This is a genomic window from Pseudomonas sp. NPDC087612, from assembly GCF_044743505.1.
GTDB lineage: Bacteria > Pseudomonadota > Gammaproteobacteria > Pseudomonadales > Pseudomonadaceae > Aquipseudomonas.
The window spans coordinates 247,144-265,644 of the sequence record NZ_JBIUWO010000002.1; the positions used below are offsets into that span (position 1 = coordinate 247,144).

Consider the following 18,501-nt stretch of genomic DNA (forward strand, 5'->3'; position numbering starts at 1 on the left):
TTTGGGGGGTTTTGCGGGGGGGGTTTTTTTTGTTGTGTTTGTGGGGTGGGGGGGCGTATGGGGGGTCAACCCGGGCTCTTCGGGGGGTTTGGGGGGGGTTTCCCCCGCGATGCTCTACTTGGACAAAAACCGCATCCCTTCCTCCAACCCGCGCAAGGTCAGCGGGAACATCCGGTCCTCGACCAGCTCGCGCACGATGTTGGTCGACGCCGTGTAGCCCCAGGTGTCCTTGGGGTAGGGGTTGATCCAGATGAGCTTCTTGTACTTCTCCATGAAGCGCTGCATCCACACGTAGCCGGCTTCCTCGTTCCAGTGCTCGACGCTGCCGCCGGGCTGGGTGATCTCGTAGGGCGCCATGGCCGCGTCACCGACGAACACCACCTTGTAGTCGGCGCCGTACTTGTGCAGCAAATCCAGGGTCGAGGTGCGCTCGGAGGTGCGGCGCAGGTTGTTCTTCCACACCGACTCGTAGACGAAGTTGTGGAAGTAGTAGTACTCCAGGTGCTTGAACTCGGTCTTGCAGGCCGAGAACAGCTCTTCGCAGATCTTCACGTGGGCGTCCATCGAGCCGCCGATGTCGAACAGCAGCAGCAACTTGACGCTGTTGCGCCGCTCCGGGCGCATCTGGATGTTGAGCAGGCCGGCATCGCGGGCGGTGTGGTCGATGGTGCCGTCGATATCCAGCTCTTCGGCCGCGCCCTGGCGGGCGAACTTGCGCAGCCGGCGCAGGGCCAGCTTGATGTTGCGCGTGCCCAGTTCGACCTGGTCGTCGAGGTTCTTGTACTCGCGCTGGTCCCAGACCTTGACCGCCTTGCCCTGGCGCTTGCCGGCATCGCCGACGCGGATGCCCTCGGGGTTGAAACCGCCCGAGCCGAACGGGCTGGTGCCGCCGGTGCCGATCCACTTGTTGCCGCCGGCATGGCGTTCCTTTTGCTCTTCGAGGCGCTTCTTGAACTCTTCGATGAGCTTGTCGAGGCCGCCCAGGGACTGGATCTGCGCGCGTTCCTCGTCGCTCAGCGAGCGTTCGAACTCCTTGCGCAGCCAGTCTTCGGGAATCAAGGCTTCCAGGTGCTGGTTGAGGTTCTCAAGGCCCTTGAAGTAGGCCGAGAACGCCCGGTCGAACTTGTCGAAATGACGCTCGTCCTTGACCAGGATGGCCCGCGACAAGTAGTAGAACTCGTCCATGTCGGCAAAGGTCACGCGCTGCTTGAGGGCATTGAGCAAATCAAGCAGCTCGCGTACCGACACCGGCACCTTGGCCGCGCGCATTTCATTGAACAGATTGAGCAGCATGGCTATTGCTCCCGGCTCAGCGGTTACCGCGACGGCTCATGAAGGCCAGGCGCTCGAGCAACTGCACGTCCTGTTCGTTCTTGACCAGGGCCCCGGCCAGCGGCGGGATGGCCTTGGTCGGATCACGTTCGCGCAGCACCGCTTCGCCGATGTTGTCGGCCATCAGCAGCTTGAGCCAGTCGACCAGCTCGGAGGTCGACGGTTTTTTCTTCAGGCCCGGCACTTTGCGCACGTCGAAGAACACGTCCAGCGCTTCGCTGACCAGGTCCTTCTTGATGTTCGGGTAGTGCACATCGACGATCTGCTGCAGGGTGGTGCGGTCAGGGAAGGCAATGTAGTGGAAGAAGCAGCGGCGCAAGAAGGCGTCGGGCAGTTCCTTTTCGTTGTTCGAGGTAATGATGATGATCGGACGCTGCTTGGCCTTGATCGTCTCGTCGGTCTCGTAAACGTAGAACTCCATTTTGTCGAGTTCCTGCAACAGGTCGTTGGGGAACTCGATGTCGGCCTTGTCGATTTCGTCGATCAGCAGAATGACCCGCTCTTCGGACTCGAAGGCCTCCCAGAGCTTGCCTTTCTTCAGGTAGTTGCGCACGTCGTGGACCTTGTCGACGCCCAGTTGCGAGTCACGCAGGCGGCTGACCGCGTCGTACTCGTAGAGGCCCTGGTGGGCCTTGGTGGTCGACTTGATGTGCCAGGTGATCAGCTTGGCGCCAAAGGATTCGGCCAGCTGTTCGGCGAGCATGGTCTTGCCGGTGCCCGGCTCGCCCTTGACCAGCAGCGGTCGCTCCAGGGTGATTGCCGCGTTGACCGCCAGTTTCAGGTCGTCTGTAGCGACATAAGCGCTGGTGCCTTCGAACTTCATGAACCGATCCTCTAACGTAGCGCCGGGGGTACTTGGCCCCTGGCGGAAAAATTGTCATGCACGACTATAACGCGGGCTCCGGGCGAGTGGGAACGCAGACAGCCCATTCAGTCTCTGAATGGACCGTCACTCGGTGACTCAGTCAGCCTTGGGCGGCGTTTGCTCATAACGGGCGTTGAAGGCCTGGACAAAGCCGTTGCGCAATATTTGCAAAAACGCCTCGAAGGCACTGATATCGCTTTTATGCACGCTGCCGCTGAGTTCCACGCGGGTGGCGAACTGGTTCTTGCCCTGGTTCTTCAGCACGGTTTCGCTGCCGCCGACCAGTGCTTCCCAGATCGAGCGGAAAAAGCCCTTGTCCTGGTTCTGAACGTCCTGCTGCCAGTTGAACACATCGACATCACGCAGCAGCGGTTTGATGTAGCCGGTGAGCCGGCCGTTTTGCGCTTGCGCCTCGATCACCAGGTCGCCGTGGCCGGCATTGAAGTCGAACTTGCCATAGGCGCTGGCGAAGTCATTGAGCCGGCGCAGTTCGATACCGGTGGCGCGCAGGCGGAATTTGAAGTCGTCGAAGTCGCTGAACGGGTCGAAGGTGGCGCTGCTTTCGACACTGGCATCGCCCAGCAGGCGGGCCTTGGCGTCGAAGGTGGCATCGCGGCGGCCCTTGCGGTCTTCGACGTTGGTCAGGTTGCGGATGCTGGCATCGAGTTGGGTGGCCTTGAGGTTGACCGGCGGCCTGGAGTTGAAGTTGCGAAAACTCAAGGTGCCGTCTTCGATGCGCACTTCGTTGAGGGTGATCGGCAGCAGTTTTTCCAGCTGCTGGCGCCAGTCGGTGCCCTGGCCGGTCTGTGAACTCTGCTTGCTGGCGCCGTCGACGAAGTTCAGCTGCGGCTTGAGGAAGGTCACCTCGGCGACCACCGCCTGGTCGTGCCACAGCGAATGCCAGCTGATCGAGAGGTCGATCAATGGCGCTTCAAGCAGGGGCACCGGCACCTTGCCACTGGTCTTGACGATGTTCAGGCCGTTGATCTTATAGGCGCCGCGCCACAACGCCAGGTCGACATCGGTGACCTGCCCGCGGTAGTCGCCCATGTCGGCCAGCTTGTCGTTGAGGTAGTTGCGCACCAGCAGCGGCAGGGTCAGGTGCAAGGCCAATAGTAACAATGTGATACCCAGCAGCCCCCACAAGGGCCAGCGATAGCGGCGTTTCATCGGCGGCGGTTCCCGGCAAGGTAGTGATCGGTTGACCCCTGTCAGCCTCAGGGGTTCGCCGGTTGTGGACGCACTGGCGCTGCAGGCTTACCCTTGAAGTTTTCCGCCCGGTGCATAAAAGGACCCCCGCCATGAGCCGTATCTTTGCTGACAACGCGCATTCCATCGGCAATACGCCGCTGGTGCAGATCAACCGCATCGCCCCCCGCGGCGTCACCGTGCTGGCCAAGATCGAGGGGCGCAACCCCGGTTATTCGGTCAAGTGCCGGATCGGCGCGAACATGATCTGGGACGCCGAAAGCAGCGGCAAACTCAAGCCGGGCATGACCATCGTCGAGCCGACCTCGGGCAACACCGGCATCGGCCTGGCCTTTGTCGCTGCCGCCCGTGGCTACAAGTTGCTGCTGACCATGCCGGCGTCGATGAGCATCGAACGGCGCAAGGTGCTCAAGGCCCTGGGCGCCGAGCTTGTGCTCACGGAGCCTGCCAAGGGCATGAAAGGCGCGATCGAAAAGGCCAGCGAAATTGTCGCCAGCGACCCGTCGGCGTACTTTTTGCCCGGCCAGTTCGAGAACCCGGCCAACCCGGCGATCCATGAAAAGACCACCGGCCCGGAGATCTGGAACGACACCGATGGCGCGGTCGATGTGCTGGTGGCGGGCGTCGGCACCGGCGGCACCATTACCGGGGTGTCGCGTTACATCAAGCAGACCCAGGGCAAGGCCATTCTGTCCGTGGCGGTCGAGCCGCTCGGCTCGCCGGTGATCACCCAGGCCCGTGCCGGTGAAGAGATCAAGCCCAGCCCGCACAAGATCCAGGGCATTGGCGCCGGTTTCGTGCCGAAGAACCTTGACCTGTCGATGGTCGACCAGGTCGAGCTGGTCAGCGACGAGGAGTCCAAGGCCATGGCCCTGCGCCTGATGCAGGAGGAGGGCATCCTCTGCGGAATCTCCTCCGGTGCGGCCATGGCCGCGGCGGTGCGCCTGGCGGAAAAACCGGAAATGCAGGGCAAGACCATCGTCGTGATCCTGCCGGACTCGGGCGAGCGCTACCTGTCGAGCATGCTGTTTGCCGACCTGTTCACCGAGCAGGAAAACCAGCAGTAAGTCGCCGCGGCGCTGATCCCGGGCAATAACCGGCGCCGCTGTTTGTTGCACAATCCTTAACACTGAATCCCGGCCCTGCAGGTTTTCAGCAGGGCTGGATCGGTTAATATGTTCGATTAATCCGGCAGCGATGGCCTGATCGAAATTCCAAGGAGTGTTGCATGACCTTTTCCTTTGTCGCCAAGGCAGGTGTACTGCTGCTGTTTTTCGGCAGCACACTGTATGTGCACCTGCGCGGCAAGGCGCGTTTGCCAATGTTGCGCCAGTTCGTCAACCATTCGGCGCTGTTCGCCCCTTATAACGCCCTGATGTACCTGTTTTCCGGTGTGCCGTCCAAGCCGTACCTGGACCGCAGCCGTTTCCCCGAGCTCGATGTGCTCAAGGACAATTGGGAAGTGATCCGCGAAGAGGCCATGCACCTGTTCGACGAGGGTTACATCCGCGCCGCCGAGAAAGACAACGACGCCGGCTTCGGTTCGTTCTTCAAGAAGGGCTGGAAGCGTTTTTACCTGAAGTGGTACGACAAGCCGCTGCCTTCGGCCGAGGCGCTTTGCCCGAAGACCGTCGCGCTGGTCAACAGCATTCCCAACGTCAAGGGCGCGATGTTCGCCCTGCTGCCCGGTGGCAGCCACCTGAACCCGCACCGCGACCCGTTCGCCGGTTCCCTGCGCTATCACCTGGGCCTGTCGACGCCCAACTCCGACGACTGCCGGATCTACGTCGATGGCCAGGTGTACGCCTGGCGCGACGGTGAAGACGTGATGTTCGACGAGACCTACGTGCACTGGGTCAAGAACGAAACCGAGACCACCCGGGTGATCCTCTTCTGCGACGTCGAGCGCCCGCTCAACAGCCCGCTGATGACCCGCATCAACCGCAAGGTCAGTGCCTTCCTCGGCCGCGCCACCGCGCCGCAGAACACCGACGACGAGCGCGTGGGCGGGATCAACCAGGCCTATGCCTGGAGCAAGCGCTTCAGCAATGTCATCAGCAGCCGCGTGAAGCAGTTCAAGCGTGCCAATCCCAAGGCCTACCGGGTGTTGCGTCCGGTGCTGGCGGTGGTGGTTGCCTACTTGCTGTATCGCTGGTTGTTCTGAAACAGCATCGCGGGGGCAGTCGAGGGGGGGGCCCCCCCCCCCCCCCCCCGGGGGGGGGGGGGGGGGCGGCGACCCGACTTGCCCCGCGATAAACTCACCGCTATAGTCAGACCCACTTCACCCTCACCGAAGACCTGCTCATGCCAGCTTCCTGCCCAGCCACCGTATTCGCTACCGCGCCTGACGCGGTTGTCGTTGTGCGCGCGAGCCAGCAGCCGGCCATGATCAGTCACTACCCACCACCTGTCAGTAGCGTGGTCGTGTGCATCGTTGCACCGCCAGCGGTGGTAGTGCTGGGCTAAGCGGCCAATCGCTGCGCTCCCACACACCTGCACCCTACTGAATACGGTTGGCTGCCCCTCGCGGGTAGCGCCGTTCGGCTTATCTGCCCGAATTACAGGTGGCATTCATGTCTGTTCTATCGAAACAATCTATGGCCTCGGCGGCTACTACCAGCCTTTTCGTCCTGCTCTGGAGTAGCGGGGCGATCGTCTCCAAGCTCGGCCTGGCCCACGCCAGCCCGTTTGCCTTCCTGCTGCTGCGTTCGGCCCTGGCCCTGGCCGGCCTGCTGTTGCTCAGCCCGTTGCTCAAACTGCACTGGCCGCGCAGCCGCCCGGCGCTGCTGCAAGCCCTGGCCACCGGTTGCGTGCTGCTCGGCGCCTACCAGATCTTCTACCTGCTGGCACTCAACACTCACGTTACCCCTGGGGTGATGGCCACGGTCATGGGCGTGCAACCGATCCTCACCGTGGTGCTGATGGAGCGCCAGCGCTCCTGGAGCCGGTTGTTCGGCCTGGGCCTGGGCTTGAGCGGGTTGATCATGGTGGTCTACCAGGGCATCAACCTCGGTGGCGTGTCGCTGGCCGGCATGCTGTTTGCCTTGCTGGCGCTGATGAGCATGACCTGCGGTTCGATCATGCAAAAGCGCATCACCAGCAACCCCATGGGCACCCTGCCGTTGCAGTACATTGCCGGGCTGATGATGTGCGCGGTGTTTGCGCCGTTCCAGCCGCTGCACGTGGAACTGACCGACAGTTTCATCGGCGCGTTATTGTGGATGGGCCTGGTGGTGTCGCTGCTGGCGACCTTGCTGCTGTACCGGCTGATCGCCAAGGGCAACCTGGTCAATGTCACCAGTCTGTTCTACCTGGTGCCCGCAGTGACGGCGGTCATGGACTACCTGATCTTCGGCAACCGCCTGGCGGCGCTCAGCCTGTTGGGCATGGGGCTGATCGTCATCGGCCTGCTGTTCGTGTTCCGCAAGCCCGCAGCCGGGCAGGCGCAGTTGCAAGCTGACTGACCGTACGGACCGCCCGGCAGCGCGCCGGGCGGTTTGCTGTCAGAAGTAGTAGCCGATGTTGATGTTGGTGCGGTAGTACCAGTCGTTGCTGCCGACCGAGTTGGTGCTGGTCCAGCCCGTGCCGTTCTCGGCGCCGCCAAAGGGGTTGGCGTTCTTCGCCCAGGTGAAGTCGACCCAGGCCATGATCGGCATGGCCAAAAACTGCGCGCCGACGGTAAACATCTGCGAGTCATCCCAGCCGCTTTTGTCTTTCATCATGCGGCTGTAGTCGTTGTAGACCTTGATCTTCTTCAACTGGCCAAGGCCCGGGGTGAAGATGTCGTAGCCGACGTTGATCGAGCCGATGGTGGCCTTGGAGGCGATCAGGTAGGCCGGGGTCAGGCCGTTGCCGCCCATCAGCACCGAGTCGTTGCTGACGCCGTCGGGGTTCTTCGGATCGTATTCGTAGCGAATCGCCTGGCTGGTAAGCGTCCAGTTGCCGGCGTTGACGATCGCATGCACGCCGCCGGCCCAGTAGTCGCCATCGTCACGGGTGGTGGCGTTGTACAGCTCGGCTGCGGCCAGCGAGGCGCCGATTTCGGTTTTCCAGCCGTCACCGCTGAAGGTCCGGGCCACCCGGGCGTTGACCTGGTTGCGCTTCTCGTTGTCCTGGCGTGACTGGGTGAAGGCCACGGCGTTGTCGTCAAGATCGCTGTAACGGCCGACTTCCGGCGAGTAGCGGATGCCGCTGGGCAGCATGCGCGGGAAGTAGCCCAGTTGCAGGTCCCAGTCCTTGTCCTTGTAGCTGTACTTCAGGCCGCTGCCGGCGCTGACGCCATAGCCCATGAAAAACGGGATGTGGTAACTCCAGCCGAACTGCGGGTAGGGCTCAAGGCCAAAGGGTTTGAACGGTGCGCCCAGTTGCACGTTGGAATTGGCATTGAAGCGATAACCGACGTAGCCGCGGTCGATCGAGCGCTTGCCGTCGTCCTGGAACCAGTAGCCGACATCGCTGAACAGTTGTTTGTGGGTGGCCTGGACATCCAGGCGGAACGTATCAAAGAGGAAACGCCCGTTGTTCTCGGTGGTGTCCCAGTGTTCATCGCGGTAGTTGACCCGTAGCGCGCCGCCGATATCCAGCGAACTCTGGCCGTCGTCACTGCGCCAGGCAATGTGCGGGAAGGGTTTTTTCAGCGCTGGCGGCTGGTCCGGCGCCGCCGGGCCGGGCTCGGAAGCGAAACTGGTGGCGCTGCCAAGGATCAGGCCCAGGCTTATCACGTACTTGTTCATATCAATGCCCCGCAAGGTTGAGCAGTATCTCTGGGCAACAGCTGTCCGCCGCCTGGAATCAGGCGTTAAGCGAAAGTCAGCGGTGGCGCATCGGTAGGTTTGTTATTGTTTTATAGGTGGCACGTTGTTTTTATTTGAACTCGAGAGGTAAAGAGCAGGAACTGTGCCAGTGCTGATGAGTGACTGTTGTTTTAATAAATATGATGTAAAACAATTATTTATATCTGAAACGCCTTAATTCGTGCCGTGGGTGAAACAGCGTGGTGTTTAAGTAACAGGGGTGGGCAATGGCAGTGCGGTTTAACTGCACAGCGCGCGTTGACAGTGCGTGGGTTGTTTTATCAATGAATAAGTAATTGACTGTTCTGGGGCCGCCGGACCTGCGAAAGCCGCGCAAAAAAAAGCCGGCACACCCGGTGCCGGCCAATTGCGCGTGTTGCAACAGTTACAGATCAAGCACCATGCGCCGGCTCTTGCAGCCCGAGACACAGACCATCATCGATGTGTTCGCCGCCCGTTCGGCCTTGGTCAGCACGCCATCGCGGTGGTCGATATCACCTTCCAGCACCCGGGTTTCGCACGAGCCGCACACCCCTTCGCGGCAGCTGTACTCGATATCGCAGCCGGCTTCGAGCAGCACGTCGAGCAAGTTCAGCCCAGGCTCGACGTTCAGGGTTTTGCCGGACTTTTTCAGCTCGACGCTGTAGCTGTCCTGGGCATCTTCCGAGGGCGGCAGCTCGGCGGCGGTGAAGCGTTCGATATGCGCATGGGGGTAACCGAGGCTTTCGCAGGTGCTCTCGAAGGCATCGAGCATCGGCGTCGGGCCGCAGCAGTAGAAGTGCGTATCGCCGGGCTGCCCGGCCAGGTAATGGGCCAGGTCCGGTACCGCGTTCTTCTCGTCGTTGAAATGGTAGAGCACCTTGGCATCGACCCCGCTGAGTTCTTCCAGCAGCGCCGCTTCCTTGCGCGAGCGGGCGCAGTAGATCAGCTCTGCGGATTTGCCCAGTGCCAGCAACTGGCGAAACATGCAGTAGATCGGCGTGATGCCGATGCCGCCGGCCACCAGCACGTTGTGGCTGGCGTGCGGGTCGAGGGCGAAGTTGTTGCGCGGTTGCGAGATGTGCAGTTGCGTGCCAACCCGCAGTTGCTCATGGACGAACGCCGAGCCGCCGCGGCTGTTGCGATCGCGCAGAATGCCGACTACATAACGGCCCTGGTCGCTCGGCGAGTTGAGCAGTGAATAGCTGCGCACCAGGCCGTTGGGCAGGTGCAGGTCGATGTGCGAGCCGGCTTCGAACGGCGCGAACACGGTGTCGCCCCAGGGGCGCAGTTCGACGCTGATGATGCCTTCGGCTTCGTGGCGCAGGGTGTGCACCAGCGCGGTGATGGTAGAGGAGTTGGACATCGGTCACCTCAATGGCGCAGTGCGCAAGTCAATGTCGAGCCGGGCGCTGGCTTCGATTTCCACCACCAGTTCAGGGAACACCAGGGCGCTCACCTGAACCAGGGTGGAGGTGGGGTAGCAGGCAAAGCCTTGGAAGAAGTCGCGGCGGGCGCGAGCGACTTCATCCTTGTCGGCAATGTCGGTGAGGTACAGCGTCAAGCGGTAGAGATTGCCGATGTGCCCGCCTGCCACTTCGACCAGGGCGCGGATCTTGTTCAGTACCACCAGGGTCTGCTCGTAGGCATCCAGTGGCGCGCCGCCCTCGGTGGCCTGGCGGGTGGCGGGATGGCCGGTCATGCCGGACATCACCAGCTCGTTGCCCAGCAGCAGGGCGTTGGACCAGCTGGCAGTGGCCAGCTCGGTCACCGCCTGTGCCTGGATACGGTGCACGGGCAGGTTCATCACAGTTGCTTCGCTTCGATCAGCGCCAGTTGCTCCTTGGCCTTGCCCTTGAGGTAGCGGCGCAGGCGCACCACACCGAGGTCATGCTGATAGAGGTTCTCGCGCTGGTTGGCGTCGTACTCCATGAACTCCAGCAGCACCCGGTCCTGCTCCAGCACCGCCCAGTGGCGGGCTTCCAGGCGGTTCTTGTAGAGGAAGCGCCAGGTGTCGCGCTGCCAGCCGGTCAGTGGCCGCGCGCGCCAGTGGAACACTGCCGAGAGGCTGCGGCTGCTCGGGGTGTAGCTGCCGATGATGGTGAAGTTGCCGCCCGGGCCGCCGGTCTTCGGATAAGGGATTTCCAGGCGCAGCCAGTGGCAGCCGTTGTCGAGGAATTCGGTCCAGTCGAAGTTGACCCCACGCTGGCCTTCCTTCTCGAAGAAGAAGCCCTGCTCGGTGTCGCGGGTGACGAACTTGGCGGTGGCTTCGCCTTCGCTCATCGAGTGCGACATCTTGTGCAGGTAGGTGCCGTGCATCGGGTCCATGACGTTGTCGAGCACGTAGCGGTAGTCGCCTTGCCACTCGGTGTAGCAGAGAAAGCTGCTCCACTCGGGCGAGGTCAGTTGCTCGGGCAGCACCAGTTCTGGCGGGGTGTCCAGGTGCGGGTCGGTGGCGTTGAACAAAAAGATCGCTCCGGCCGCCTCACGGGTGTGGAACATGCGCGTCGGGCGGCTGCCTTCGAGCTTGCAGCCGGGGCTGCCGGGGACTTTGGTCACGGTGCCGTCGCAGCGCACCTCGACGCCGTGGTACGGGCACTGCAGGCGGTCGCCCAGCACCGGGCCCTGGGACAGCGGCGCGCCGCGATGCGGGCAGTGGTCTTCGAGGGCATGCACGCTGCCATCGTTGTCGCGCCACAGGGCGATCTTGTAGCCCAGGCGGCGCACCGACAGCGGCTTGTCGCCAAGCAGCCCGGAGGGCAATACGGGAAACCAGAGGTCTTTGAGGCCGTTGGCCAGGTGGTTCTCAACAGGATCGACGGTGAATTGCATATTCATCTTGTTTTACCTCCGGCGGGTCATGCGCCCAGCCGCGCCATCAGGGTTTTATAGGAGTCTTCGGTCCACTCGCCGCGGGTCAAGGGGCAAGGCGGCCCGGCCAGGTTCAGGTGCGCCAGCAGCTCGGGCAGCTGGGTGATGCCGTTGCCGTAGGCGCGCTCGATGGAATCGCCGAGCAGTTCTTCGAACGGGGTGTTGGGCCGTTTGCGCGCCTGATGGGGCTCCAGGTAGCGTGGGGTGTTGCTCATGTCATTGACCTCCATTGCGAACCCGTTCGCGGATCATTTCGCGGACCGGGACAAAGTCGTACGTCGGGTAGCATTCGGTGCGGAACACGCCCCAGGCGGCGCGCTCCAGTTCCACATTGACCTTGCCGAGCAGGCTCGGCGGCAGGCGCAGGGTGACGATCTGGCCAAGGCCCATGGCCACGGTCCAGGACACCAGCTCGACGCCGGCCGGCGGGAAGCTGTCCCACCAGCCCATCTGCTTCATGTGCGCCTGGATCTGTTCCAGGTTCTTCGACTGGTCGTGCCTGAGCACCACCGTCAGTTGCATCGTCTCGCTCATGCTTGGGCCTCAGGCGGCGCTGGCGGTAGGCACGGTCCAGGCGTCGTAGCCGTAGACCCAGTCGGCGTTGCCGCCGGCCTTGAGCCACTGGTTGCCGCGTGAACCGATCTGGATCTGGCTGGTGCGCTCCAGGCGCGACCGTTGGTAACCCTGCAGGGCGCTGGCGATCTGCGCCGGGCTGGTGACACCGTGCAGATGACGGGCCAGCACCACCGCGTCTTCGATGGCCTGGCCGGCGCCCTGGGCCATGAACGGCATCATCGGGTGGCAGGCGTCACCGAGCAGGGTGATGGCGCCTTCGGACCAGTACGGCAGCGGGTCACGCTCGTACAGTGCGGTCTTGAGGACTTCGTCGCAGGCGTCGAGCAGCGCCCGGGCGTCGGCGTGAAAGTCCTGGTAGTGGCTGCGCAGTTCGGCGGCGTCGCCAGCAGTGGTCCAGGACTCCAGGTGCCAGCTGTCCTGGGCGGTGGTGGCGAAGATGAAGATGTCGCGGCCCTGGTTCAGCGGGAAGGTGACGATCTGGCTCTGCGGGTTGGGCCCCCACCATTTGGTGAAGGCCTGGATGTTCGGTACATGCGCTACACGCTCGGCCGGGACCACGGCGCGGTAGGCGACCACGCCGGTAAAGCGCGGCTGCTCTTCACCGAACAGGGCATTGCGCACCACCGAGTGAATGCCGTCGGCGCCGATCAGCACGTCGGTGCGATGGCGGCTGCCATCCTTGAAGCGCAGCTCGACGCCGTCGGCATCCTGCAGCACCTGCTCGGCGCGCTTGGCGAACTGCACCTGGTGCAGCGGGAACACATCGGCCAGGGCCGCCAGCAGGTCGGCGCGGTGAATGGTCAATTGCGGTGCACCGTACTGGCTTTGCGCGGCGTCGGCCATTTCCAGGCGCGAGGTTTCTTCGCCTGTGTCCCACATACGGCTGATGCGGTGGGTCGGGCGCGCGGCCGGAATGCGCACGGCCGGGCCGACGCCGAGGCCATCGAGGGCGCGCACGGCGTTGGGGGTGAGGTTGATGTCGGCACCGACCCGCAAAAACGCCTTGGACTGTTCGAAAACCGTGACCTGGTGACCGGCCTGGCGCAGGGCGATGGCGGCGGTGAGGCCGCCGATGCCGGCACCGTTGATGGCGATGTTCAACGAAGACATGGACAACTCCTGCTCAGGGTTTGGGTTTGTCGGTAAGGAACTTGCCTTGCGGCGCCTCGACATGCTGCTGGCGCCGGGTATTGCCATCGATGCCGCCGGCAATCGCCCATTCGGCAAACACCGTCGGGCCCGGCTCGAACTCGCGCGGTTGCCATTCGCCGGTCAGCTGGTCTTCGTCGGCGTAATACTCGACCAGGGCGCCGGCCGGGTTCTTGAAGTACCAGAAGAACGCCGACGACACCGGGTGGCGGCCCGGGCCGATCTCGGTGGCCCAGCCACTGCGCGAGATGTGCATGCCGCCGCCGAACACTTCGTGCAGGTCGCGCACGGTGAAGGCGACGTGGTTCAGACCGGCGCGGGGGGCCGGCAGCTGAAGCATGAACAAATCGTGGTGGCCACCTTCTTCGGCGGTGCGCAGGAACGCGCCGCGGTTGGGATAGCGGTCCGAGGCCTGGAAGCCGAAGCGCTCGTGATAGAAGGCTTCGCAGGCATTCACATCCTTGACGAAGAACACCACGTGGCCGACTTCGATCGGCGTGGCGCGCTCATACACCGGCGCCGGCTTGTTGATCCGGCCCTTGGTCTGCCAGGTGTTGTGGCCGCTGCACTCGATGTCCAGTGCGCGCTTGCGGGTCACCTGCAGGCGGATCGCCAGGCCGTTGGGGTCGGTGCAGCCGATGCGCCCGTTGCCTTCGACAAAGCCCGGGTCGTTGGCGATGCGCTGGCTGTACAGGGCGAGGTCCGCTTCGCTTTCCACGCCCCAGACCACTTCACGCACGGTCGAGCCCGGCTCGATCGCCGCTGGCAGGCCGGGCTTGTTGATGTCGGCCAGTACCACCCGGCAGCCGTTGAGGGTTTCGAAGACCACCTCGTCGGCCTGTTCGCTGACCTTGTCCAGGCCCCAGTCGCTGAAGAAGCGCACGCAGGTGTCGAGGTCTTCGACGCCGTAGGTGACTTCATCGATGCCCAATACGCTCATGGCCTTGCCTCCACACCGGCCCAGGCCAGTGGTTGTTCGTTCATGCCCCAGTAGAGGCTTTTCTGTTCCATGTACTGCAGGATCCCCAGGCGGCCTTTTTCACGACCCAGGCCGCTGTCACGCCAGCCGCCGAACGGGGTGGCGATGGAGAACTGCTTGTAGGTGTTGATCCACACCGTGCCGGCCTGGATCTTGCGGCCCAGGGCCCAGGCGCGCTTGTAGTCGCGGCTCCAGATGCCGGCGGCGAGGGCGTAGAGGCTGTCGTTGGCCTGCTCGATCAGCTCTGCCTCGCTGTCGAACGGCAGGGCCACAAGCACCGGGCCGAAGATTTCTTCCTGGCAGGTCTGCTGGCTGTTGCTCAGGCCTTCGAGGATGGTCGGCGGGTAGAAATAGCCCTGATCAAACAGGCCGCCAGTCGGGCGTTGGCCACCGAGCAGCAGGCGGCCACCTTCGGCCAGGCCCAGGGCCACGTAGCGCTCCACCGACTCGCGGTGCGCGGCACTGATCAGCGGGCCCATCTGCGTGGCTTCGTCCGCCGGGTCGCCCAGGCGCAAACGTGCAGCGCCTGCGACCAGGCGCTGCATGAACGGCTCGTACAGAGCGCGGGCAACAAACAAACGCGAGCCGGCAATGCAGGCCTCGCCCGAGGAGCTGAAGATGCCGTACAACACCCCGGCCACGGCGTGATCGAGGTCGGCATCATCGAGGACGATGGTCGGCGACTTGCCGCCCAGTTCCAGCGACACCGGCATCATCTTGTCGGCGGCAATGTGGGCGATGTGCTTGCCGGTTTTGGTCCCGCCAGTGAACGACACACGCTTGATCAGCGGGTGCTGCGTCAGTGCATCACCGAGCAATGAGCCCTTGCCCGGCAATACGCTGACCAGGCCCTTGGGCAAGCCTGCGTCTTCGCAGATCTGCGCCAGTTGCAGGGCCAGCAGCGGGGTGATTTCTGCCGGCTTGATCACCACCGCATTGCCGGCGGCCAGGGCCGGGGCGACCTTTTGCGCTTCGCTGGCAATCGGCGAGTTCCACGGGGTGATAGCCGCGACCACGCCCATGGGCTCATAGACGCTCATGCTGACGAAGTCGCCGCGCGACGGAGTGATGGTCTCTTCCAGGGTTTCGCAGGCGGCGGCGAAAAACTGGAAAGTACCGGCGGCGCTGGCCACCAGGGCGCGGGTTTCGTTGATCGGCTTGCCGTTGTCCTGGCGTTGCAATTGCGCCAGTTCTTCGCTGCGCTGGCGGATCAGTTCGCCGATGCGGTACAGCACGGCGGCGCGTTCGTGCGGCTTGCGCTGGGCCCAGCCGCTGTTGAGGAAAGCCTGGTGGGCGCCTTGCACGGCGTCTTCGACATCCTCGAGGCTGGCGGCGTTGAGCCAGGCCACCGGCTCGCCGGTGGCCGGGTAGCGCGTGGCGTAGCGCTCACCGCCGCCCAGGCGCCAGGTGCCGGCAATGCAGATAGGTAGAGTCTGTTCCAGCGTCATCGACGTTCCCCTAGATGGAAATGGCATGGGCGTGGTTGCCCAGGGCACGGACCACGCTGTAGACGGTCAGCGCCGAGGTTTTCGGGTTGGCCTGCAGCGGCTTGCCGCGCAGGCTCATCTCGAAACCGCCGAAGGCACCACGGGCTTCGAAGTGGTGGACGTTCTCTTCGCTGAGCGGGTCGGCAATCAGTGTCACTCGCGTGCGGTCCAGGCCCAGCCCTGCCAGCGACAAGGTGGCGGCGACGTTGGCGTTCTTCGGGTACAGGCGCGCAGCTTCGCGGGCGCTGCCTTCGAAGATCACCGTGGCCTGGTCGATGGCGTCCAGGTTGCAAACCTCTTCGGCCGGGGTGTTCTTCCAGGCCCTGGCCGGTTTGCGCCCGGTGTAGTCGACCGAATCCAGGCCGCCGACCTTGGCCGCCGACAGCGCATCGATGCCGCCGATGGCGCCGGGCAGCAGCTCGATGCGGGTGTTGCCACGGGCGGCGGCGGCCTCCAGGCGCTCGACCAGGCCCAGCTCCGACAGCGCACCGACCGAGACGATCAGGCAGGCGATGCCGCGCTCCAGTGCCGGCAGCACGTGCTCCTCGATTGCCTTGTGCCCGGCGCATTCCACCAGCAAATCCGGGCGGGCGTCGGCGGGCAGGGCGGTGAGCACCTGCGGCGGGCGCTTGAAGCTGGCCAGGCGCTGTTGCACCAGGGCTTCGGAGCCGGCCGAGGCGATCACATGCTCGACGCGCAGCTGCGCATCGTTCTCCAGCAGTTCCAGCACCGCGACGCCAATGGCGCCGCAGCCGATCATGGTGATATTGAGCATGCGCAAGTCCTCAGGCCGTGGCTTTCTGGGCTTTGGTTTCGCTGTTGGGGGGACCGGCGAACTGGGTGGCAAAGCCGCCGACGCTGAGCATGTCGACTTCCAGCAAAAACGGCCCGCCCTGGCTCAGGGCGTTGTCCAGCACCGCGCCGAAGTCCTTCAGGTCGCTGACCAGGCCATGGCGCAGGCCGATCGATTCGGCCAGCTTGGTGTAGTCCGGGGTGTGCAGCTCGACATAGGCGTGGCGGGCGCCGTAGATGGCGTCCTGGATGTTGCGGATCACCCCGTAGCGCTGGTCGTTCATCAGCAGGATCACCACATTGGCTTTCTCCTGCACCAGGGTCGCCAGCTCACCGAGGTTGAGGATGAAGCCGCCGTCGCCAGCCAGGGCGAAGACCTTGCGCTGCGGGTCGGTTTCCGCCGCTGCCACCGCCGCGCCAATGCCCATCGCTAGCCCTTGGCCGATGCCGCCACCGAGGGCATGCACGCCGGCCAGCGGGTGGTAGAGGTTGAGCAGGCGGTTGCCCCAGATGCTGTTGGACAGGGTCACGTCGCGCACCCAGGAGAAATTGCGCCCGGTCAGCCCCTGCAGTTGTTCGACCATCGCCGAGTACGGGCCGAGGTCGGCCACCAGCTGCGCGCGCGATTGCGTGCGGACGGCCTTGAGCTCGTCGATAAAGTTCGGGTCGATGTTCAGGCGGCCTTCAAGGCGGTCGGCCAGGCCCTCGAGGGCCAGGGCCGAGTCGCCGCAGATGAACAGCTCGCTGGAGTAGCTGCGCCCTTCGATGGCCGGGTTGGCATCGATGCGCAGGGTGGTGCGCGGCAGCTTCAGGGCGTACTTGAAGGTCTCGTTGCTGCGCAGGCGCGAACCGGCCACCACCAGCGCATCACAGCTTTGCAGGAAGCCTTCGACCAGCTTGTTCTGCGAGAAGGCGCCGAGGCAACGCTCGTCGTCTTCGTTGACTACGCCGCGACCCTGGGTCGAGGTGATCACGCCAACGCCCATGTCCAGCAGGCGCTTGACCTGCGCACCGGCGTGGCGGGCGCCGCCGCCGAGCCAGAGCAGCGGGCGGGTGGCGCTGGCCAGGCGTTCGGCGACCAGGTCGAGGGCTTCCGGCGCCGGCACCGCAACCGGGATCGGCAGCGGCGAGAGGTCGCTCGGCATGGGGATGAAGGTCGACTGGATATCGATCGGGATCTCGACGCTGACCGGGCCGGTGGGCGCGGTCAGGGCGGTCTGCACGGCGAGCTTGAGGGTGCTCAGCGCGGTCTCGACACTGCGCACGCGAAAGGCCGCCTTGGACACCGCCTTGAGCATGGTCAACTGGTCGCGGGCTTCGTGGATGTAGGCGAAGTCCTGGTCCAGGTACGGCGTTTCGATCTGCCCGGTGATGTGCAGCAGCGGCGTGCCGGCGGTCAGTGCTTCGACCAGCGCCCCGGCGGCGTTGCCGGCAGCGGTGCCGGTGGACGTCAGGCACACGCCCAGGCCACCGGTGGTGCGGGCGTAGGCATCGGCCATGTTGGTCGCGCCGGCTTCGCCACGGGCCATGACGAAGCGGATGTTGCCGCGTACGGCGAAGGCATCGAGGATCGGCATGTTGTGGATCGAGATCACGCCGAAGGCGGCCTTGACCTCGCATTGTTCGAGGAACGCGGTGATGGCAGCGCCAACGGTGACAGTGTTTTCATTACGCATGGCGGGACAGGCCTCCAGAAACATCGATATGGCTGCCAGTGGTGTAGGCCGACAGGGGCGAAGCCAGGAACAGGATCGCTTGGGCTGCTTCTTTGGGCAGGCCCAGGCGCCCCAGGGGAATGTGTTTGCGTTGCGCCAGTTGCGCGGTCCATTGCGACCAGTCCAGATCGCGCTCTTCGCGGGCCTCGAAGCGCCGGCGCCACTGGCCGGATTCGACCAGGCCGATAAGGATGCCGTTGACCCGGATGCCCTGTTCGGCGAACTCGGTGGCCATTGAGCGCACCAGGTTCTTAAGGCCCGCACGTGCTGCCGAGGTGGCGACCATGTGCGGCTCCGGCTGGCTGGCCAGCAGCGAGTTGACGCAGACGATCGAGGCGCCGGCCTGGCCTTGCAGTTGCGCCAGGAAGGCGCGCACCGGGTAGATCACCGAGAAGAATTTCAGCTGCAGCTCTTCGCTCCAGGCCTCATCAGTGGTGTCGGCGAAGGTCGAGACCCGGCCTTGACCGGCGTTGTTGATCAGCACCTGGGCCGGGCCGAGGGCGGCCAGGCTGGCGGCAGCGAATGCGTTGACTGACGCGGCATCCAGCACATCGCAGGCTTGAGCCAACAGACGCGCTTCGGGGAAACGTTCGCGCAGGCGGGCTTCGGCGCTGTTCAAGCGGTCCTGATCGCGACCACAAAAGGCCACTGCCGCACCGGCTTCAAGCAGTTGCTCGACACAGGCCAGGCCAATCCCGGAAGAGCCGCCAGTGACGATGGCGGTGCGCCCGTGCAGTTGATAGAGGTTGCTCAT

At 64.0% G+C, this 18,501-nt stretch carries 19 protein-coding genes; 4 read left to right on the forward strand and 15 right to left on the reverse strand.

Annotation, left to right across the window (positions count from 1 at the left end; translation table 11 throughout):
* Nucleotides 1-114 precede the first annotated feature (114 nt).
* The 3 genes from ACIOVF_RS04760 to ACIOVF_RS04770 all read right to left on the reverse strand — a co-directional run bounded on the left by ACIOVF_RS04760 (nucleotide 115) and on the right by ACIOVF_RS04770 (nucleotide 3,367).
* Nucleotides 115-1,293 carry a VWA domain-containing protein gene (locus tag ACIOVF_RS04760; RefSeq protein WP_045193466.1) on the reverse strand — a complete coding sequence of 393 codons (1,179 nt, stop codon included), beginning with the start codon at nucleotides 1,291-1,293 and terminating at the stop codon, nucleotides 115-117.
* Nucleotides 1,294-1,309: 16 nt separating this feature from the next.
* Nucleotides 1,310-2,155 (reverse strand): MoxR family ATPase, encoded by an 846-nt coding sequence (locus ACIOVF_RS04765; RefSeq protein ID WP_038996581.1) that lies wholly within the window; start codon nucleotides 2,153-2,155, stop codon nucleotides 1,310-1,312.
* A 138-nt stretch (nucleotides 2,156-2,293) separates the two neighbouring features.
* The gene (locus ACIOVF_RS04770) at nucleotides 2,294-3,367 is read right to left on the reverse strand and encodes a DUF748 domain-containing protein (protein WP_401287899.1); all 1,074 of its coding nucleotides are present in this window, start codon (nucleotides 3,365-3,367) and stop codon (nucleotides 2,294-2,296) included.
* A gap of 131 nt (nucleotides 3,368-3,498) precedes the next feature.
* On the opposite strand from ACIOVF_RS04770, the gene cysK reads away from it, so the two are divergent.
* The 4 genes from cysK to ACIOVF_RS04790 all read left to right on the forward strand — a co-directional run bounded on the left by cysK (nucleotide 3,499) and on the right by ACIOVF_RS04790 (nucleotide 6,870).
* Complete coding sequence (cysK, locus tag ACIOVF_RS04775) at nucleotides 3,499-4,473, forward strand: cysteine synthase A (protein WP_045193464.1); 975 nt, start codon at nucleotides 3,499-3,501, stop codon at nucleotides 4,471-4,473.
* 161 nt (nucleotides 4,474-4,634) lie between these two features.
* Entirely contained in the window at nucleotides 4,635-5,570 is a 936-nt protein-coding gene (locus ACIOVF_RS04780; RefSeq protein ID WP_401287902.1) for an aspartyl/asparaginyl beta-hydroxylase domain-containing protein, read from the forward strand.
* A 140-nt stretch (nucleotides 5,571-5,710) separates the two neighbouring features.
* Nucleotides 5,711-5,872, forward strand: coding sequence for a hypothetical protein (locus ACIOVF_RS04785; protein ID WP_176794290.1), 162 nt, complete (start codon nucleotides 5,711-5,713; stop codon nucleotides 5,870-5,872).
* A 107-nt stretch (nucleotides 5,873-5,979) separates the two neighbouring features.
* A complete protein-coding gene (locus ACIOVF_RS04790) occupies nucleotides 5,980-6,870 on the forward strand; it encodes a DMT family transporter (RefSeq protein ID WP_401287905.1) in 891 nt (296 codons plus the stop codon).
* Nucleotides 6,871-6,909: 39 nt separating this feature from the next.
* Here ACIOVF_RS04790 and ACIOVF_RS04795 read toward each other — a convergent pair whose 3' ends face one another.
* From ACIOVF_RS04795 to ACIOVF_RS04850, 12 genes are all read right to left on the reverse strand, one after another.
* Nucleotides 6,910-8,139, reverse strand: a complete 1,230-nt coding sequence (locus ACIOVF_RS04795; RefSeq protein WP_401287908.1) for a hypothetical protein — start codon at nucleotides 8,137-8,139, stop codon at nucleotides 6,910-6,912.
* Nucleotides 8,140-8,584: 445 nt separating this feature from the next.
* Nucleotides 8,585-9,544: a PDR/VanB family oxidoreductase gene (locus ACIOVF_RS04800; RefSeq protein ID WP_258716522.1), complete on the reverse strand. Its 960-nt coding sequence runs from the start codon at nucleotides 9,542-9,544 to the stop codon at nucleotides 8,585-8,587.
* A gap of 3 nt (nucleotides 9,545-9,547) precedes the next feature.
* Nucleotides 9,548-9,985, reverse strand: coding sequence for a Rid family hydrolase (locus ACIOVF_RS04805; protein WP_401287912.1), 438 nt, complete (start codon nucleotides 9,983-9,985; stop codon nucleotides 9,548-9,550).
* A complete protein-coding gene (locus tag ACIOVF_RS04810; protein WP_045193457.1) occupies nucleotides 9,985-11,016 on the reverse strand; it encodes an aromatic ring-hydroxylating dioxygenase subunit alpha in 1,032 nt (343 codons plus the stop codon). The genes ACIOVF_RS04805 and ACIOVF_RS04810 overlap by 1 nt, the downstream gene beginning before the upstream one ends.
* A 20-nt stretch (nucleotides 11,017-11,036) precedes the next feature.
* Complete coding sequence (locus ACIOVF_RS04815; protein WP_045193456.1) at nucleotides 11,037-11,264, reverse strand: recombinase-like helix-turn-helix domain-containing protein; 228 nt, start codon at nucleotides 11,262-11,264, stop codon at nucleotides 11,037-11,039.
* 1 nt (nucleotide 11,265) lies between these two features.
* Nucleotides 11,266-11,583 (reverse strand): hypothetical protein, encoded by a 318-nt coding sequence (locus ACIOVF_RS04820; RefSeq protein ID WP_045193455.1) that lies wholly within the window; start codon nucleotides 11,581-11,583, stop codon nucleotides 11,266-11,268.
* Between the two features lie 9 nt (nucleotides 11,584-11,592).
* Nucleotides 11,593-12,735 (reverse strand): FAD-dependent monooxygenase, encoded by a 1,143-nt coding sequence (locus tag ACIOVF_RS04825; RefSeq protein ID WP_401287917.1) that lies wholly within the window; start codon nucleotides 12,733-12,735, stop codon nucleotides 11,593-11,595.
* Nucleotides 12,736-12,748: 13 nt separating this feature from the next.
* A complete protein-coding gene (locus ACIOVF_RS04830) occupies nucleotides 12,749-13,714 on the reverse strand; it encodes a VOC family protein (protein ID WP_045193452.1) in 966 nt (321 codons plus the stop codon).
* Nucleotides 13,711-15,201: an aldehyde dehydrogenase gene (locus ACIOVF_RS04835; protein WP_045193451.1), complete on the reverse strand. Its 1,491-nt coding sequence runs from the start codon at nucleotides 15,199-15,201 to the stop codon at nucleotides 13,711-13,713. The genes ACIOVF_RS04830 and ACIOVF_RS04835 overlap by 4 nt, the downstream gene beginning before the upstream one ends.
* 10 nt (nucleotides 15,202-15,211) lie before the next feature.
* Entirely contained in the window at nucleotides 15,212-16,015 is an 804-nt protein-coding gene (locus ACIOVF_RS04840) for an aspartate dehydrogenase (protein ID WP_045193450.1), read from the reverse strand.
* 10 nt (nucleotides 16,016-16,025) lie between these two features.
* Nucleotides 16,026-17,708: a thiamine pyrophosphate-binding protein gene (locus ACIOVF_RS04845; RefSeq protein WP_045193448.1), complete on the reverse strand. Its 1,683-nt coding sequence runs from the start codon at nucleotides 17,706-17,708 to the stop codon at nucleotides 16,026-16,028.
* Nucleotides 17,701-18,501 carry an SDR family oxidoreductase gene (locus ACIOVF_RS04850; protein ID WP_401287922.1) on the reverse strand — a complete coding sequence of 267 codons (801 nt, stop codon included), beginning with the start codon at nucleotides 18,499-18,501 and terminating at the stop codon, nucleotides 17,701-17,703. Before ACIOVF_RS04850 ends, ACIOVF_RS04845 begins: the two co-directional genes overlap by 8 nt.

What these genes read in the sequence shown, in the direction of transcription:
- ACIOVF_RS04760 (WP_045193466.1), bottom strand. Translation starts at nt 1,293, where the DNA reads ATGCTGCTCAATCTGTTCAATGAAATGCGCGCGGCCAAGGTGCCGGTG.
- ACIOVF_RS04765 (WP_038996581.1), bottom strand. Translation starts at nt 2,155, where the DNA reads ATGAAGTTCGAAGGCACCAGCGCTTATGTCGCTACAGACGACCTGAAA.
- ACIOVF_RS04770 (WP_401287899.1), bottom strand. Translation starts at nt 3,367, where the DNA reads ATGAAACGCCGCTATCGCTGGCCCTTGTGGGGGCTGCTGGGTATCACA.
- cysK (WP_045193464.1), top strand. Translation starts at nt 3,499, where the DNA reads ATGAGCCGTATCTTTGCTGACAACGCGCATTCCATCGGCAATACGCCG.
- ACIOVF_RS04780 (WP_401287902.1), top strand. Translation starts at nt 4,635, where the DNA reads ATGACCTTTTCCTTTGTCGCCAAGGCAGGTGTACTGCTGCTGTTTTTC.
- ACIOVF_RS04785 (WP_176794290.1), top strand. Translation starts at nt 5,711, where the DNA reads ATGCCAGCTTCCTGCCCAGCCACCGTATTCGCTACCGCGCCTGACGCG.
- ACIOVF_RS04790 (WP_401287905.1), top strand. Translation starts at nt 5,980, where the DNA reads ATGTCTGTTCTATCGAAACAATCTATGGCCTCGGCGGCTACTACCAGC.
- ACIOVF_RS04795 (WP_401287908.1), bottom strand. Translation starts at nt 8,139, where the DNA reads ATGAACAAGTACGTGATAAGCCTGGGCCTGATCCTTGGCAGCGCCACC.
- ACIOVF_RS04800 (WP_258716522.1), bottom strand. Translation starts at nt 9,544, where the DNA reads ATGTCCAACTCCTCTACCATCACCGCGCTGGTGCACACCCTGCGCCAC.
- ACIOVF_RS04805 (WP_401287912.1), bottom strand. Translation starts at nt 9,985, where the DNA reads ATGAACCTGCCCGTGCACCGTATCCAGGCACAGGCGGTGACCGAGCTG.
- ACIOVF_RS04810 (WP_045193457.1), bottom strand. Translation starts at nt 11,016, where the DNA reads ATGAATATGCAATTCACCGTCGATCCTGTTGAGAACCACCTGGCCAAC.
- ACIOVF_RS04815 (WP_045193456.1), bottom strand. Translation starts at nt 11,264, where the DNA reads ATGAGCAACACCCCACGCTACCTGGAGCCCCATCAGGCGCGCAAACGG.
- ACIOVF_RS04820 (WP_045193455.1), bottom strand. Translation starts at nt 11,583, where the DNA reads ATGAGCGAGACGATGCAACTGACGGTGGTGCTCAGGCACGACCAGTCG.
- ACIOVF_RS04825 (WP_401287917.1), bottom strand. Translation starts at nt 12,735, where the DNA reads ATGTCTTCGTTGAACATCGCCATCAACGGTGCCGGCATCGGCGGCCTC.
- ACIOVF_RS04830 (WP_045193452.1), bottom strand. Translation starts at nt 13,714, where the DNA reads ATGAGCGTATTGGGCATCGATGAAGTCACCTACGGCGTCGAAGACCTC.
- ACIOVF_RS04835 (WP_045193451.1), bottom strand. Translation starts at nt 15,201, where the DNA reads ATGACGCTGGAACAGACTCTACCTATCTGCATTGCCGGCACCTGGCGC.
- ACIOVF_RS04840 (WP_045193450.1), bottom strand. Translation starts at nt 16,015, where the DNA reads ATGCTCAATATCACCATGATCGGCTGCGGCGCCATTGGCGTCGCGGTG.
- ACIOVF_RS04845 (WP_045193448.1), bottom strand. Translation starts at nt 17,708, where the DNA reads ATGCGTAATGAAAACACTGTCACCGTTGGCGCTGCCATCACCGCGTTC.
- ACIOVF_RS04850 (WP_401287922.1), bottom strand. Translation starts at nt 18,501, where the DNA reads ATGAGCAACCTCTATCAACTGCACGGGCGCACCGCCATCGTCACTGGC.